This window comes from Bradyrhizobium sp. TM233, from assembly GCF_036247965.1.
Lineage (GTDB): Bacteria > Pseudomonadota > Alphaproteobacteria > Rhizobiales > Xanthobacteraceae > Bradyrhizobium > Bradyrhizobium ottawaense.
Window position 1 is genome coordinate 1 of record NZ_BTIG01000020.1, and the last position, 13,120, is coordinate 13,120.

General features: G+C 63.8%; 18 protein-coding genes and 1 tRNA gene. 13 read left to right on the forward strand and 6 right to left on the reverse strand.

Translation table 11 applies throughout. The features are described 5' to 3' along the window. Both AABA86_RS28670 and AABA86_RS28675 read left to right on the forward strand, forming a co-directional pair. Positions 1 to 350 (forward strand): hypothetical protein (locus tag AABA86_RS28670; RefSeq protein WP_338309204.1); only part of this gene is annotated, 350 nt, incomplete at its 5' end. Positions 351 to 591: 241 nt separating this feature from the next. Continuing rightward, on the forward strand, positions 592 to 915 hold the full coding sequence (locus tag AABA86_RS28675; RefSeq protein ID WP_212249705.1) for a hypothetical protein: 324 nt from the start codon (positions 592 to 594) through the stop codon (positions 913 to 915). A 171-nt stretch (positions 916 to 1,086) separates the two neighbouring features. Here AABA86_RS28675 and AABA86_RS28680 read toward each other — a convergent pair whose 3' ends face one another. Beyond that, complete coding sequence (locus AABA86_RS28680) at positions 1,087 to 1,608, reverse strand: GNAT family N-acetyltransferase (protein ID WP_212249434.1); 522 nt, start codon at positions 1,606 to 1,608, stop codon at positions 1,087 to 1,089. 160 nt (positions 1,609 to 1,768) lie between these two features. Between AABA86_RS28680 and AABA86_RS28685 the strand changes: the two genes are divergently transcribed. From AABA86_RS28685 to AABA86_RS28710, 6 genes are all read left to right on the forward strand, one after another. Continuing rightward, positions 1,769 to 2,860, forward strand: coding sequence for an AI-2E family transporter (locus AABA86_RS28685; RefSeq protein ID WP_212249433.1), 1,092 nt, complete (start codon positions 1,769 to 1,771; stop codon positions 2,858 to 2,860). A gap of 254 nt (positions 2,861 to 3,114) precedes the next feature. Further along, the gene (locus AABA86_RS28690) at positions 3,115 to 3,285 is read left to right on the forward strand and encodes a hypothetical protein (RefSeq protein ID WP_018318037.1); all 171 of its coding nucleotides are present in this window, start codon (positions 3,115 to 3,117) and stop codon (positions 3,283 to 3,285) included. 95 nt (positions 3,286 to 3,380) lie between these two features. Further along, positions 3,381 to 3,644, forward strand: a complete 264-nt coding sequence (locus AABA86_RS28695; protein ID WP_212249432.1) for a hypothetical protein — start codon at positions 3,381 to 3,383, stop codon at positions 3,642 to 3,644. Positions 3,645 to 3,800: 156 nt separating this feature from the next. Continuing rightward, positions 3,801 to 3,890, forward strand: a tRNA-Ser gene (locus AABA86_RS28700). Between the two features lie 34 nt (positions 3,891 to 3,924). Then, positions 3,925 to 4,668, forward strand: a complete 744-nt coding sequence (locus AABA86_RS28705) for a DUF7168 domain-containing protein (protein WP_212249431.1) — start codon at positions 3,925 to 3,927, stop codon at positions 4,666 to 4,668. A gap of 228 nt (positions 4,669 to 4,896) precedes the next feature. Further along, on the forward strand, positions 4,897 to 5,640 hold the full coding sequence (locus AABA86_RS28710) for a cation transporter (protein WP_212249430.1): 744 nt from the start codon (positions 4,897 to 4,899) through the stop codon (positions 5,638 to 5,640). 200 nt (positions 5,641 to 5,840) lie between these two features. On the opposite strand, the gene AABA86_RS28715 is transcribed toward AABA86_RS28710, so the two are convergent. Next, a complete protein-coding gene (locus AABA86_RS28715) occupies positions 5,841 to 6,449 on the reverse strand; it encodes a hypothetical protein (RefSeq protein ID WP_338309205.1) in 609 nt (202 codons plus the stop codon). Positions 6,450 to 6,775: 326 nt separating this feature from the next. Between AABA86_RS28715 and AABA86_RS28720 the strand changes: the two genes are divergently transcribed. Beyond that, positions 6,776 to 6,976 carry a hypothetical protein gene (locus AABA86_RS28720; RefSeq protein ID WP_212249428.1) on the forward strand — a complete coding sequence of 67 codons (201 nt, stop codon included), beginning with the start codon at positions 6,776 to 6,778 and terminating at the stop codon, positions 6,974 to 6,976. A 58-nt stretch (positions 6,977 to 7,034) separates the two neighbouring features. On the opposite strand, the gene AABA86_RS28725 is transcribed toward AABA86_RS28720, so the two are convergent. Next, on the reverse strand, positions 7,035 to 7,259 hold the full coding sequence (locus AABA86_RS28725) for a hypothetical protein (RefSeq protein WP_212249427.1): 225 nt from the start codon (positions 7,257 to 7,259) through the stop codon (positions 7,035 to 7,037). A gap of 258 nt (positions 7,260 to 7,517) precedes the next feature. On the opposite strand from AABA86_RS28725, the gene AABA86_RS28730 reads away from it, so the two are divergent. After that, positions 7,518 to 7,835: a DUF1476 domain-containing protein gene (locus AABA86_RS28730; protein ID WP_212249426.1), complete on the forward strand. Its 318-nt coding sequence runs from the start codon at positions 7,518 to 7,520 to the stop codon at positions 7,833 to 7,835. Between the two features lie 15 nt (positions 7,836 to 7,850). Here the strand turns inward: AABA86_RS28730 and AABA86_RS28735 are convergent, their stop codons facing one another. Next, positions 7,851 to 8,441: a TIGR00645 family protein gene (locus tag AABA86_RS28735; protein ID WP_338309206.1), complete on the reverse strand. Its 591-nt coding sequence runs from the start codon at positions 8,439 to 8,441 to the stop codon at positions 7,851 to 7,853. A 162-nt stretch (positions 8,442 to 8,603) separates the two neighbouring features. Between AABA86_RS28735 and AABA86_RS28740 the strand changes: the two genes are divergently transcribed. Then, the gene (locus AABA86_RS28740) at positions 8,604 to 8,894 is read left to right on the forward strand and encodes a hypothetical protein (protein WP_338309207.1); all 291 of its coding nucleotides are present in this window, start codon (positions 8,604 to 8,606) and stop codon (positions 8,892 to 8,894) included. Between the two features lie 17 nt (positions 8,895 to 8,911). On the opposite strand, the gene AABA86_RS28745 is transcribed toward AABA86_RS28740, so the two are convergent. Beyond that, positions 8,912 to 9,040, reverse strand: a complete 129-nt coding sequence (locus AABA86_RS28745) for a hypothetical protein (protein ID WP_338309208.1) — start codon at positions 9,038 to 9,040, stop codon at positions 8,912 to 8,914. A 784-nt stretch (positions 9,041 to 9,824) separates the two neighbouring features. On the opposite strand from AABA86_RS28745, the gene AABA86_RS28750 reads away from it, so the two are divergent. After that, positions 9,825 to 10,751, forward strand: coding sequence for a septal ring lytic transglycosylase RlpA family protein (locus AABA86_RS28750; RefSeq protein WP_338309209.1), 927 nt, complete (start codon positions 9,825 to 9,827; stop codon positions 10,749 to 10,751). On the opposite strand, the gene AABA86_RS28755 is transcribed toward AABA86_RS28750, so the two are convergent. Next, complete coding sequence (locus AABA86_RS28755) at positions 10,748 to 11,701, reverse strand: alpha/beta fold hydrolase (RefSeq protein ID WP_338309210.1); 954 nt, start codon at positions 11,699 to 11,701, stop codon at positions 10,748 to 10,750. The two genes, AABA86_RS28750 and AABA86_RS28755, sit on opposite strands and share 4 nt — an antisense overlap. A gap of 154 nt (positions 11,702 to 11,855) precedes the next feature. Between AABA86_RS28755 and AABA86_RS28760 the strand changes: the two genes are divergently transcribed. Next, positions 11,856 to 13,118 (forward strand): D-alanyl-D-alanine carboxypeptidase family protein, encoded by a 1,263-nt coding sequence (locus tag AABA86_RS28760; protein ID WP_212249420.1) that lies wholly within the window; start codon positions 11,856 to 11,858, stop codon positions 13,116 to 13,118. The last annotated feature ends 2 nt before the right edge of the window (positions 13,119 to 13,120 follow it).

Here is a 13,120-nt window from a genome sequence, read left to right on the forward strand (position 1 = left end):
CAACGGTCCGGATGACAGTAGCGGAGTCAGCCATGAGTCAATCTCCATCGCTCGTGCCGCAAATGACGACAGACCGGGACGTCTATCTCGTGCTCGATGATTTCGGTCGGCGGATGGGCCGCGCCTGGTGCGAGACCGCCGAGGAGGACGCCGATCGGGCGACCCTGCTCAGACATCTCGTCGAGGGGCAATATCTCCATCCGGTACGTGTCGTGGCCTTCAATACCGCGGAGGGATGGTCACGAGACGCCACCGCAGAAATAGCAGACGAGCTGCGCCGCCGCTTTGTCGAATTCGAGGAGACAGATCCCTCGCTGCTGGAGTTTCTGGAAAGAGCAGCGAGGCGCTGAAGCTCGACCTTGACGGAGGCGGATGAGCGATCTTCGCGTTAATGCGCGTGGTCAATGAGTTCTTACCGGTCGGCCGCGATCGGCCGTTCGCATTAAGGATGCCCCGACGAAGTTCGGCAGCCCTGGATTTTGCGGCGTATACTCGCGCGACCTTCGCAAATCCATTTTGGGCAACTGGGGCACCACCGCAATGTCTCGTACTCTCGCCGTCGTTTTCTCCACCGCCGTCGCCGCGATTTCCATGACGGGCGCAGCCTCCGCCGGCTGCTACAATTGCTACGCACCGCCGCCGTGCCAGACCTGCTATCAGCAGCAATACGTGCAGCCGCAATACCGCACCGTCGACGAGACCGTGATGGTCTCGCCGGGCTCCGTTGTGGCGCACCGCTCGCCGGCGCAGTATCGCACCGTGATGGTGCCGCAGACCGTGATGGTCGCGCCGCCGAGCGTCCAGTACGAGCGCATCCCGCCGCAATACGCCACGCGCCAGCGCGTCGAGATGGTCTCGCCCGGCTATTCCTATTACGCCCCGGTGCAGATGGGCTGTGCGTCCTGCGGGTACTGAGCTAGAGGCAGTCACGAAGAACATTCGCGCGGCGCTCCTCACGGGGCGCCGCTTTCTTTTGCGCGGTGTAAAGAGAGCGTCTTTGAACCGGTAAGCCCTTGTTGCCGAGCTACATGTATCAGAAGGCGGCAGTGTTTTGCGCGAGCTTGAGGCGTCGTCCGAGAGCTTCTATCAGGTCAGCGTCAGTACCATATGGACCGTATCAGGTTCGCGGCGTTCTGCGCGTTCGAACCCAAATCTGCCAAGAACCCTGAGCATCGCGGCGTTGTCAGGCAGCACCTCCGCGGTCAGTTCCTTCAGCCTGGCTTCGCGGGCTAGACTGATCAGGTGACGCAGCAGCAGTCCGCCGATGCCGCGTCCTTGCCAGGCGTCGATCACCATGAAGGCCGTCTCGGCGCAGCCCGGCCCGGCCGCGACGTATCGCGCGCCGCCCACGATGGTGCTCCGACCTGCATTCGCCACGCACGCGACCAGCGCCACATGGTCCTTGAAGTCGACTTCGACGAAATAGGCGCGCTCCTTCTCGGAAAAATGACGTTTTAGCATGAAGAAGCGGCGCTGGAGGGACTGTGTGCCCACCTCGCCAAGGGCGGCCAGCATGGCGGCCTCGTCATCTGGCCGGAGAGCACGGATCTCCACGGCCGTACCGTCGCCGAGCTGATCGTTTCGCGCGTAATTTGCTGCATTCGACATGCGTTCGCGTCGAAATTGTTGAGCCGCTAGGTGACCGCGGCACCCGTCCCATCAGGCCGCCTTCAGTCCTTTGCCGGTTGATTTGGATCAAGCCTGCAGTCCCGGTCCGGCCGCTAGGCTTTCCGCATGGAGCCAATTAGCTGGGCGCAGGCCTCAGACCTTGAAGACACTTCGCCAACTTTTTTCCACCAGCGACGTCGTTCAGCTCGTGATCCGGCTCGGCTTGCTTGCGCTGCTGATCCTGTGGACGCTCCTGATCATCCGTCCCTTCGTGCCGATCCTGACCTGGAGCGCGGTGCTTGCCGTGGCGTTCTATCCGGTCTTCAGCTGGCTCGCGAAATGTCTGGGCGGCCGCCCACGGACAGCCGCGGTGCTCCTCACCTTCACCATGCTCGGCATCGTCATCGGTCCGGCGGCCTGGCTCGGCCTCAGTGCGGTTGAGGGGGTCAGGGAGCTCGCAGGGCAACTCGGGAGCGGCGATCTCGCGCTGCAGGCGGCTCCGAAGCGGATCAGGGACTGGCCACTGGTCGGGCCGCAGCTCTACGATCTCTGGAATCAGGCCTACACCAACATCCGCGCGGCCGTTCGCGAGGTTGCGCCATATCTGAAGCCGATTGCCGGCATGATGCTGTCATTCGCAGGCAGCGCCGGCCTTGGCACCCTGCAGTTCCTGATGTCGGTGCTGGTCGCCGGATTTCTCTTTCCATATGGTCCGCAGCTCGTCAGCGCGATCCGTGGTTTCCTGTTCCGCATCGTGCCGGAACAGAGCGAACATTTCCTTGAGCTGGCGGCTGGGACCATCCGGGCGGTGTCGCAAGGCGTCATCGGCGTTGCCATCATTCAGGCGCTGCTCGCCGGCATCGGATTCAAGCTGGCGGTCATCCCGAGCGCGGGGCTGCTCGCCGTCATTGTTCTGCTGCTGTCGATCGTGCAGCTCGGCGCAGGGATCGTCCTCATTCCGGTCGTCATCTGGATCTGGATGGACAAGGACGTCACCACGGCGCTGCTCCTGACTGTATTTCTCGTCATCGTCGGCCTTCTCGACAACATCCTGAAGCCGCTGGTCATGGGACGGGGCCTCTCCACGCCGGCGCTCGTCATCCTGATCGGAGTGATCGGTGGCACGCTCGCGCATGGGATCATCGGTCTGTTCATCGGACCGATCATTCTCTCGGTCGCCTGGGAACTCACAGCGGCCTGGATCCGCATCGACGGGGCCGTGCCGCCTGCGCAGCTTGTCGCTGACCGTTGACTTAAATCAACGTCTCAGCGATGGCGGCGCCTCCTGAATGCCTTGTGCGACGACGAGGTCAAACATGGCCATTGAAAATCTGAAGCTCCAGGTTGGTCGCTTCGGCCGTGGAATACAAGGTCGATGCAGGACAGCGCAGCGTCCTCTTTTTGGACGTCATGCGCCAGCGCGGCGATCATTGGCAACTGGACCTGCCCGCAGCGTAATCCCTACTATCCTTATTGATGAACGCAGAAGCGCAAGTGAGGTCGGTTATGGCCGGAACGAACAAGCTCTCGGTCGAGAAAGCTCTCGAAAAGTTGCGCCAAGACGATCAGATCAAATCGAGCGGAGAGCAGCGTGACGAAAAAAGTGAAGACCTGCGTCGAGAGATCAAGCGCATGAGGGCGCAGCGATCGCGGCTTGATCGCGCGCCCTCCAAGTAACGCGGGGATGGCGGCGGTAGCCTGCTCAGGTGTGTCCAGGCGCGACCATCCAAGTGTGCACACGGATCGAGCCGGCCAAAGCTGGAGTAAAAGCGATGTGGGTGCTGATGTATGTCTTTTCCTACTCGATCAGTCCTGCCGCGACGAACGACAAGGCGGAATGGCGGCTCCTTCCGACGGTTGTCTTCCAGGAGTTTTCCAACGAAGAGCGGTGCCGGAAGGCCAAAGTCACGCTTGAAGGAAGCTTGAGCGGGGCGGGCGCCAAGCTCCGAAGTGGCTTAGAGGATCTCAAGAGCCTGGGTAACGCGGATCCAGCTCAGATCATCATCGCCTACAACGTGGAATGCCTGCCGAAATAGGCCCTAGGCCGCGGTTTAGCCCGGGTGCCCGCATCTGTGGACGCGAATCGGCAATCGGTATGAGACCGCGGGCATCGTACCGATAGGTCCAAATTGGATCCAAGTTCGCGTTGCGCTCAGTCCGAAGCTAAGCTAACTCCCTGGCATTGTTGCGAAGGAAGGGTGGCCGAGTGGTTTAAGGCACCGGTCTTGAAAACCGGCGTGCCCGCAAGGGTACCGTGGGTTCGAATCCCACCCCTTCCGCCATACTATCGGTCGGGCTTTCCCGGGCAGGTGATCGGTGCATCAGACGTCCAATCCGGCCGTGCTCGACAAGCTGAAGCTCCGTATCCAGGCGTTGCGCGCCAAGACCATCGCCAATGGCTGCACCGAGGACGAGGCGCTGTCTGCCGCCGCCAAGGTCGCCGAGCTGCTCGATCGCCACGATTTGTCGCTCTCCGACGTCGAGCTGCGCGCGTCGCCCTGCGAACGGAGGGTTTATGGGACCCATCGCAAGAAGCGAATTCCCCTGGACGATTGCATCGGCGCGATCGCGCATTTCTGCGATTGTCGGGTCTGGCGCGAGAAGAACGCGGCCGGCGAAAGCAGCTACGTGTTCTTCGGTCTCGGCGCGGATGTCGAGGTCGCGCATTATCTGGCCGAATTGATCGACGGCGCCGTGCGCGCCGAGCTTGGCCGCTTCAAGACCTCGCTCGACTACAGCAGGTTCCGGCACCAGGAGCGGCATCTGGCCAATGCCTCCTTCGCGCTCGGGATGGTGGCCTCGATCGCGAACAGGCTGGTGGCGATCAAGGCCAGTCGCGATCAGGTCAACGAAAGCACCGGTCGCGGGCTGGTCGTCCTCAAGACCTCGGTGGTCGATGCAGAATTAGACAAGCTCGACCTCAAGCTCCGGACCGCGCGCAGCACCAGCCGGATGGTGTCGATGACGGCCTATGAAGCCGGCGGCGCCGCCGGCGCGTCGCTGGCCATCAATCCCGGCCTTGGCGAGTCGCAGTCAGGGACCGCTCGCAAGGGAAGCTGAGGGGCGCGGCTTTGGCCGGAGTTGAGAGCATGGCGATGTCGGTCGTCGATGCTGCCGGCGTGCTGATAAGATGCAGCGTCACCGTAATTCGGCGGAGACTGTGAGAGCGGAAGCGACGAGGGGCGATAGCGACTTCGTCGCGCAGCCGGCACCGGACTCGAAGTGGAACAGCAGCTACCGCGAAGCGTCAGTAGCTGGTAGGTTCGGCACGAAGTGAGGGCCGACATCATGGCGACGGACTGCTGCGAACAGAACGGCTCTTGCTGCAGCCCCCCACCGTTGAACCTCGAACCTGTTCGGCGCACAGAGTGCGGGTCCGCAGAGGCGGCGTGTGGTTGTTCCGGCGGTGTTCCGGTCTTCGACGGAATGGACCCCACGTACAAGCGGGTCCTCTGGACGGTAATCGCTGTCAACGGCTCGATGTTCTTGATCGAGATGCTTGCTGGGCAATTGGCAGGTTCACAGGCGCTGAAAGCCGATGCTCTGGATTTTCTTGGTGACACGGTGACGTATGGGCTCAGCTTGGCCGTGATCGGGGCGAGCTTGCGACGCCGAGCTACAGCCGCCCTTTTCAAGGGTCTCTCTCTCAGCGTGATGGCGCTCTGGGTTGTCGGGTCGACTGTCTACCAAACGCTCATTCTCGGTACGCCAAAAGCAGAAGTCATGGGAGTGATTGGATTTCTTGCTCTTGCGGCCAATCTCGGTTCGGTCTTGATGCTCAGGCCGTACAAGGATGGGGACGCGAACGTCCGGTCTGTTTGGCTCTGCTCGCGAAACGACGCAATAGGCAACGTGATCGTGATGGTCGCCGCCTTGGGCGTTTGGGGGACCGACACAGCTTGGCCCGACCTCCTCGTCGCTGCCGTGATGGGTGGCATCTTCCTGACCTCCTCGATCCAGATACTCCGACAGGCTTGGAGCGAGTTCAACGCGGATAACTCCGCAAGCCAGCAGACCGCTGCCGCTCGTTGACAACTCGGGCGGCTAATTAAGATTGGAAGCTTGTCCGCCAACATGAACAGTGGTGCCTAAAACGTGCGACTCTTGAACACCTGAGCATTGACCAAAGCGTACGAGGAAGGCGGGTGACCTGCACCTTCCTCGCGCAGTCGTGGCCACGCACGCTTGAGCGCCCCGTCTGTTCTGGCTGGCAGCTTGAACGAAGAGAAACCTCAGCTCTTCGGACCGCCGCCCTTCAGCGCGTCCCAGGCGGCCTGGTTCGCTTGATCGAATGCTTTGCGGGACTCCGCGAGTGCGGCGCTCAGGACCGACCAGGATTCGCTGCCGGCCTGCTTCAGCTTCTGCAGACGCGCTTCGGCTTCGGACGCATCGGATTTCATCTGCTTGAGCGCGGCATCGACATCGACGGTGCGAGCTGAGGCCACTTTGCTGGCGGCGTCGCGGAATTTATCCGCCGCTTCGCGCCACGCCTTGGCCTGGGCCGCGGCAACGTCCTTGAAGGTGGCCTGCTGCTGCTCGAACTGTTTGCCGGCGCCTTCGAAGTGGGTTTTCACCTGGGCCTCGAATCCAGCCCACTGCTTCTCCAGATCAGCCTTGGCGTCGGTCCAGGCGGCTTCACCTGCTTCCGCCTGGGTCTTGAGCATCGCCCGAAACGCGTCACGGCGCGTCGTCAGATCGGACAGGAGCTGATCCGTCTTGACCTTGGACTCGGCCTTGGCCTGGCCGGCTTTGACCTCGAACGAGGCCAATGCGGCATCCATTTCGTCGATCCGCTCCTTGGCCCAATTGAGGTAGAAATGCATGCTGCTCTGCTGTGACATGGCCGTCTCCATCTGCTTGCCGACGTCAGGATCTCAGAGCCTGAGCTTGCTGGTGTTGACCTGTCGCAATGACATCGCGCTGTGGAGCTCGCGCGAACCGGCGTGTCGCGCCCGGCGGAGTTTCCGAAGTTGGCAGGGTGGCGGGCCAGACGGCTTTCGCGGGTTTGAAAAATCTTGCCGCCAGAACGGCTTAGCTACTGTGCATGGGGTTGTTTTTCGATATTTTGGTGGAGCGGCCTTCGGGCAGGGCGGACAGCTTGAGTTCCCGCTTTGGGCCACGGGGTCCGCCTTATGGAACCCTTTCGCCGCGTCTGCGTTATCTTCACATGACTGAAGACCTTTCCTTCCGACGCAAACCCCTGACCCCCGAGCAGCGCCAGGCGCGCGATGCGGCACGCCGGATCGAGGCCGAAAAGGCCATGCGCGACCATGAAGAGGCGCAGAAGGCGTTTTACGCCAACAAGGAGCGGCTGAGGGCCGAGCGGCTGGCGCGCGAAGCGGCGGAAGCGGCGGCGGCAAAGGCCTGATCCAGCCCGGGCCCTGACGGCAATCTTCTGACGCGATCTGTCCGCGCGATGCCGCCGGCTAATGCCGATTGGACATCCGTGTCGCGCTCCAGGCCAGCATCAGCGCCTGGACGGCCCCTGTGAACGCGCCGCGGGGCGATCGCGCCTCGATGGCTTCGGCTGCGATGCGGCAATCGTCGGCGACCTTGAGCAGCCCGCTTCGCGCGAGGTCCAGGGTGGAGAGGGCGGCCTGCTCCAGGCAGACCCGTTCAAGCCGTCGAAACTCCCGCAGCTCTTTGTTCATGCGTCAGCTCTCGGTGTGCCCCAAGCCATGCGGCGCTGAGTCTGCTTAACGGGTGGTAAACGATCTCTGCCTAGCCGGGTTGGCTGGCGCCGGGCTTGTGCGGGCCATGCACGCGCCCGGCGCGGGACGCATCGGCAGGCTTGACGGCGTCTGCCTTCCGCCGGAAGCTTCAACTGATCCCAACTGACGTGAAGCACAGAGACGTTCGCCCCCGGCCAGTCCGACACCCATCAGCGAAAAGCGCAAATGGAGCTGACCATGACCACGTTCGACAAGCGCGAGCAGGGCTTTGAGGCCAAATTCGTCCACGACGAGGAACTCATGTTCAGGGCCGCCGCCCGGTCCAGCAAGCTGCTCGGGCTCTGGGCTGCAAGCCGGCTCGGTCTCAGCGGCGATGCCGCGGCCGGCTACGCGACGACGCTGGTGACGGACCATCTGGACAACCGGACGATGGACGAGGTGCTGGACAAGGTGTCGCGCGATCTCGCTGCCACCGGCCTCGCGCGCGAGCAGGTCGCGGCCAAGTTTCAGGAGTGCCTGCACCAGGCCATGCAGCAGCTTGAAACAGACAGGTGAAGAGGCCGCCGGGCCTCATACGGCCTGCTTGCGCGCGACGGAGTCTCCGAGCCTGTCGACATAGGCAATGCCGATCGCCGAGACGACGAAGGTGAGATGGATCAGCACTTGCCACATCACGCCGGTCTCGGTGAAGCCGGCGCGGTTCGAGCCGAGATTGCCGGCCTCGATGAAGGTGCGCAGCAGCGCGATCGAGGAGATGCCGATGATGGCCATGGCGAGCTTGATCTTGAGCACGCTCGCATTGACGTGGCCGAGCCATTCCGGCTCGTCGGGATGGCCCTGCAGGTCGAGCCGCGAGACGAACGTCTCGTAGCCGCCGACGATCACCATCACGAGCAGGTTGGAGATCATCACGACGTCGATCAGCGCGAGCACGCTCATCATGATCTGCTGCTCGGTGAGATCGATCGCGTGCCAGGAGAGATGCCAGAGCTCCTTGAGGAACAGCACGATGTAGACGCATTGCGCCACGATCAGTCCGAGATAGAGCGGCAGTTGCAGCCAGCGCGAGCCGAAGATGATCATCGGCAGCAGGCCCAGGCGCGGCGAGGGCGAACGGGGTTCGGCACGAGGTTCGGATGGGGGTGAAGGCTCAACCGACATTCAGGCTGCATCCTCGCAATCGAAACGATCTCGCTTTCCTCTAGCCCGGCAACATGGCCGGCGGAAGACGCCGCGCACGTCTCGCCTTCGGCGGATCGCGCCATTTCGTGCTAGCGTGCCCGCGCGGCGGCCGCACGACGGCCCGGATCTGGAGGGCGGGAAGTGACGAGGAGCGGCTTTCGCAGATGGTCCGGCGGGATCGCGCTCGCTGGCGCGATCATGATCGGCGCCGGCTCCGCGGAGGTCTCGGCGACACCGCTGACGCCGTTTCGCTACGAGGCGCAGGCGCAGCGTCATTGCCCGCACGACAAGGTGGTCTGGCTCGACTTCAGGAAGGGCATCTACTACCGCAAGGGGCAGCAGCGGTACGGCCAGGGGTTCGACGGCAGCTTCGTCTGCCTGAACGAGGCCCGCGACGGGCGCTATCGCCGCTCCCTGCTGGGGCTGCGCTGAGCGGCGCGCGACGCCGGCTATTTCTGCGCCGGCAGCCTGACTGGCACGTGCGGGGAGGTGCTGATGACGCGGGGGCTTCCGTCCGGATAGATGCGGTCGCCGCGGATCAGTGATTCCAAAACCAGGAAGAATTTCTCGGCAAGCATTTGCGTCACCCTTGTTGGTGATGGCCTCTGGAAATGTGTCGAGGCACCGGACGCGGAAATTCAATCAACTGAATGGGAGCGGGCATTGGCGCATGCTGCGCCGCGGTGGAGCTGTGCCGGAGAGGAATGAAGCGGGGCTCAGGCGAACGCCAGTGCCACGAGGCTCGAGCAGAGCAGGACCAAGCCGCCGGCGGTCAATGCCAGGAAGCCGTCAGATACCAGGTCATGGTTGCGCATGTGACACCTGCCGCTCTCGTTTTCGATGCTCGGTCGGATCGATCAAAATTGTCCGAACGCGCTGCTTGAAAGAGGTGATGCTTGCCGATCGCGCGAGTGCCTCAGGCCCTCGTGCGATAACCTTCAAACGCATGGGCCAGGAAGATCCCCGCGCTTACCAGACCCATCAGTGCCGAAACCGTCTCGATCATCGTTAAATTCCAAATCCCGCCCTTGCATCCGAGAGAACGCGTGCGGCCTTGCACAGTCAAAAGAATTCCAGTGAAGGCAGCGACAATGGGGGTGGAGTGAGGATTTGGCGCAACAGAATGTCCGGCCGTGGCACAGAGCAGGCGCTATCGCTCCGTAGAACAACGGAAAAATGCGAACGTCCTGTTTACCATCCCGGCGGGATCGCTGTGGGCTCCCCATTTCCGCCGTGTTCGGGTTGCGTTATCGTTACCGCTTCCGACGCGGTGGTGGGCCGCCTCGGATTAAAGGACCGGACAGCGCTCCCCGTCGCCAAAGCGGGTTGGGTACGCCTCCGGCAAAGTGGTATTTGGGGCGCATGGGGATCCGACGGTCAGATTCGGTTTTGCGGGCCGCGCGCGGTGTTGCGGCGGTCGCAGCCTGCCTTGCGCTTGCCAATTGCGCCTCCTCGAACAAGTTCGCCAGCCGCGTCGATCCGAAATACGGCGTGTCCTCGAGCCCCCGGGTCGTGGCGTTGGGGGATCCGGTCCCGAAGGGCGGCGGCACCTACCGCGTCGGCAAGCCCTATGTCGTTGCCGGCCGGACCTACGTGCCTGAGGAGGACGTCAACTATCGCGCCGAGGGCATGGCGTCCTGGTACGGCGATGACTTCCATGGCCGCCTGACTGCCAATGGCGAAGTGTTCGACATGACCTCGCTGACCGCGGCGCATCCGACCCTGCCGATGCCGTCCTATGCGCGGGTGACCAATGTCTCGAACGGCAAGTCGCTGATCGTGCGCGTCAATGACCGCGGGCCCTATCACGGCAACCGCCTCATCGATGTCTCGAACAAGGCCGCCGAACTGCTTGAATTCAAAGGCAATGGCGTCGCCAAGGTCCGCGTCGAATATGTCGGCCGGGCGCCGCTCGAAGGCTCCGACGACCGCCAGCTTCTGGCGACCCTGCGCACCGGCGTTCCGGCGCCGTCGCCCTCGATGGTCCGGGTCGCCTCGGCCAAGCCCTTCGTACCGGAATTGCCGGGATCGAGCCGCGCTGCCATTCGCGGCGACGTGCCGATGCCGGAGGGGCGGCCCTACAATCTCGGCACCACCTCCGCCGACATGGCCTCGCTCAACGCGACCTCGGAAATGTCGGCCTCGAGCCGCAGCCGGGGCCGGGCGGTCCACAACGCGCGCGCCGTGTCCTATGAAGAGGACGGCCGCTATGCGGCGGAGAACGCGCCGTCGTCGGCCGACGGCGCTGCCGAGGCCCGCAGCATCCTGAGCGGCCGCGGGCTCTACTAGGCCGCGCTTTCTTTCAGGAATTGCACCAGCGCCGCGTTCACTTCGCCCGGCCGTTCCTGCTGCACCCAATGGCCGGCGCCCTCGAGGATCAGCTTTCGCTTCAAGTTGGGCAGCACGCGCTCGAGCTCGTTGACGCGCTTGGCGCCGATCAGGCCGGTGATGACGGCGTCCCTGGAGCCGGCGATGAACAGCGAGGGCTGATGGATCTGCGCGTCCTGCCAGGGCGCCGTCAGCTCCCAATTGCGATCGAGGTTGCGGTACCAGTTCAGCCCGCCGTGAAAGCCAGACTTGCGGAAGCTTTCGGTGAAGTAGGCCAGATCCGCCTCGCTGAGCCAGCTGGGCAGCGGTTCCTCGGCGGTCGCGTGGCTGAGAAAGCCCTTGCCTTCCTGCACGAACATGGCGGCGGTGGGATCGGCGAGGCCGCGTCCGCCGAGCACGATGCGCATGGTGCGGGCGACGTCGCGCTCCAGCTCGGCCTCGGCGACGCCGGGTGCCTGGAAGTACTGCCAGTAGAAATTGGTGACGCCGCCCTGGCGCAACAGGTCGAGCGGCTTGCCGCGGCCGCGGAACGGCGGCGGCACGCTGAGGCCGGCGACCGCCGTGAAGATGTCGGGCCGGAACAGCGCCGCGTGCCAGGCGACCGGCGCACCCCAATCGTGGCCGACCACCATCGCCCTGGTCTCGCCAAGCGCCTGTACGAGCCCGACCACGTCGCCGACGGTGTCGAAGATCGAGTAGGCGGCAACGTCAGGCGGCGCGGCGCTCTGGCCGTAGCCGCGCATGTCGGGGGCGACGACGTGAAACCCGGCTGCGGCGAGCGCGGGGATCTGGTGGCGCCAGGAATAGGACAGTTCCGGCCAGCCATGGCACAGCACCACCAGCGGGCCATGGCCGGCTTCGCGGATGAAGAGGTCGATGCCGTTGGCCTTGATCACGCGGGTGGAGGACATCGCTTTTCCGCCTTGTTTCAGGGGTTTGGTCGAGAAACATAAGGCGCCACGATAGGGGCGCGGCGAGAATCGTGCAATCTCTGGGCAGGCGTCCACCCCCCCGCGTTGTTCGCACCGATTCCAGCTGTTAGAACGCTGCTCTCAGGGCTTGACCATGGCATGTCGTCTTCCTTCGCTACGTCGCACCCGGTTCACCGCCGGAGCGCTGGTGCGCGGGCTGATCGCGACGGCTCTGGTCGTGGGCATCGGCTGGAGCGGGGCGCTTCTGGCCGCCAACCAGAGCATCCAGGGGGCCAAGAAGCCGGACGATGCCGGCTTCGACGGCGATGCCCCGACCGCAATCCTGATCGAGGCCTCCTCAGGCAGCGTGCTGTTCGAGAAGAACGCCGACGAGCTGCGCGCGCCCTCCAGCATGATGAAGCTGATGACGGCGGAGGTCGTCTTCAATGCCATCAAGAAGGGCGACATCAAGCTGACCGACGAGTACCGGATCAGCGAGAATGCCTGGCGCCGGGGCGGGGCGCCGTCGGGCGGCTCGACCATGTTTGCCGCCATCAACAGCAAGGTCTCGGTCGACGATCTCCTGCACGGTGCGATCATCCAGAGCGGCAACGATGCCTGCATCGCGCTCGCCGAAGCCATGGCGGGCAACGAGCGGATCTTCGCGGCTGACTTCATGACCAAGCGCGCCCGCGAGCTCGGCATGACCAAGTCGACCTTCGGCAACTCCAACGGCTTGCCCGACCCCGCCAACAAGATGACGGTGCGCGAGCTCGGCGTGCTCGCCCGGCACATCATCCTGGACTTCCCCGAATTCTACAAACTGTTCGGCGAGAAGGAGTACACTTGGAACAAGATTCGCCAGCCCAACCGCAATCCGCTGCTCAGCTCGATGGAAGGCGCCGACGGCCTGAAGACAGGGTACACCAAGGAAGGCGGCTACGGCATGGTCGGCTCGGCGGTGCAGAACGGCACGCGGCTGATCGTCGTCGTCAACGGATTGGAAGATCCCGAGGATCGCGCCACGGAAGCCAAGAAGATGCTGGAATGGGGTTTCCGCAATTTCGAGACCCGCACGCTGATCGCGGCCGAGCAGCCGGTCGGCTACGCCAAGGTGTTCGGCGGTGAGAGCCGCTCGGTCAGGCTCGTCGCCAAGACGCCGGTGAAAGTGATGGTGCACAAGAACGGCAGCGACAAGCTGATCGCGCGTGTCGTCTATAGCGGTCCGGTGCGTGCGCCGGTCGAGGCGGGCCAACGGGTCGGCGTGGTCAAGGTCTGGCGCAGCGGCAACATCGCGGTGGAGACGCCGGTCTATGCGGCCGAAGCGATCGGCACCGGCTCGACCGTGCGACGCGCGATCGACGGCGCCAGCGAGCTCGTGATCGGCATGTTCCGCGCAGGCGCCGAGAAGCTCTGATC

Bases quoted from the DNA above. Each gene is read 5' to 3' on its own strand.
- AABA86_RS28675 (WP_212249705.1), top strand. From the start codon at position 592: ATGACGGGCGCAGCCTCCGCCGGCTGCTACAATTGCTACGCACCGCCG.
- AABA86_RS28680 (WP_212249434.1), bottom strand. From the start codon at position 1,608: ATGTCGAATGCAGCAAATTACGCGCGAAACGATCAGCTCGGCGACGGT.
- AABA86_RS28690 (WP_018318037.1), top strand. From the start codon at position 3,115: ATGGCCGGAACGAACAAGCTCTCGGTCGAGAAAGCTCTCGAAAAGTTG.
- AABA86_RS28695 (WP_212249432.1), top strand. From the start codon at position 3,381: ATGTGGGTGCTGATGTATGTCTTTTCCTACTCGATCAGTCCTGCCGCG.
- AABA86_RS28710 (WP_212249430.1), top strand. From the start codon at position 4,897: ATGGCGACGGACTGCTGCGAACAGAACGGCTCTTGCTGCAGCCCCCCA.
- AABA86_RS28715 (WP_338309205.1), bottom strand. From the start codon at position 6,449: ATGTCACAGCAGAGCAGCATGCATTTCTACCTCAATTGGGCCAAGGAG.
- AABA86_RS28720 (WP_212249428.1), top strand. From the start codon at position 6,776: ATGACTGAAGACCTTTCCTTCCGACGCAAACCCCTGACCCCCGAGCAG.
- AABA86_RS28725 (WP_212249427.1), bottom strand. From the start codon at position 7,259: ATGAACAAAGAGCTGCGGGAGTTTCGACGGCTTGAACGGGTCTGCCTG.
- AABA86_RS28730 (WP_212249426.1), top strand. From the start codon at position 7,518: ATGACCACGTTCGACAAGCGCGAGCAGGGCTTTGAGGCCAAATTCGTC.
- AABA86_RS28735 (WP_338309206.1), bottom strand. From the start codon at position 8,441: ATGTCGGTTGAGCCTTCACCCCCATCCGAACCTCGTGCCGAACCCCGT.
- AABA86_RS28745 (WP_338309208.1), bottom strand. From the start codon at position 9,040: ATGCTTGCCGAGAAATTCTTCCTGGTTTTGGAATCACTGATCCGCGGC.
- AABA86_RS28750 (WP_338309209.1), top strand. From the start codon at position 9,825: ATGGGGATCCGACGGTCAGATTCGGTTTTGCGGGCCGCGCGCGGTGTT.
- AABA86_RS28755 (WP_338309210.1), bottom strand. From the start codon at position 11,701: ATGTCCTCCACCCGCGTGATCAAGGCCAACGGCATCGACCTCTTCATC.
- AABA86_RS28760 (WP_212249420.1), top strand. From the start codon at position 11,856: ATGGCATGTCGTCTTCCTTCGCTACGTCGCACCCGGTTCACCGCCGGA.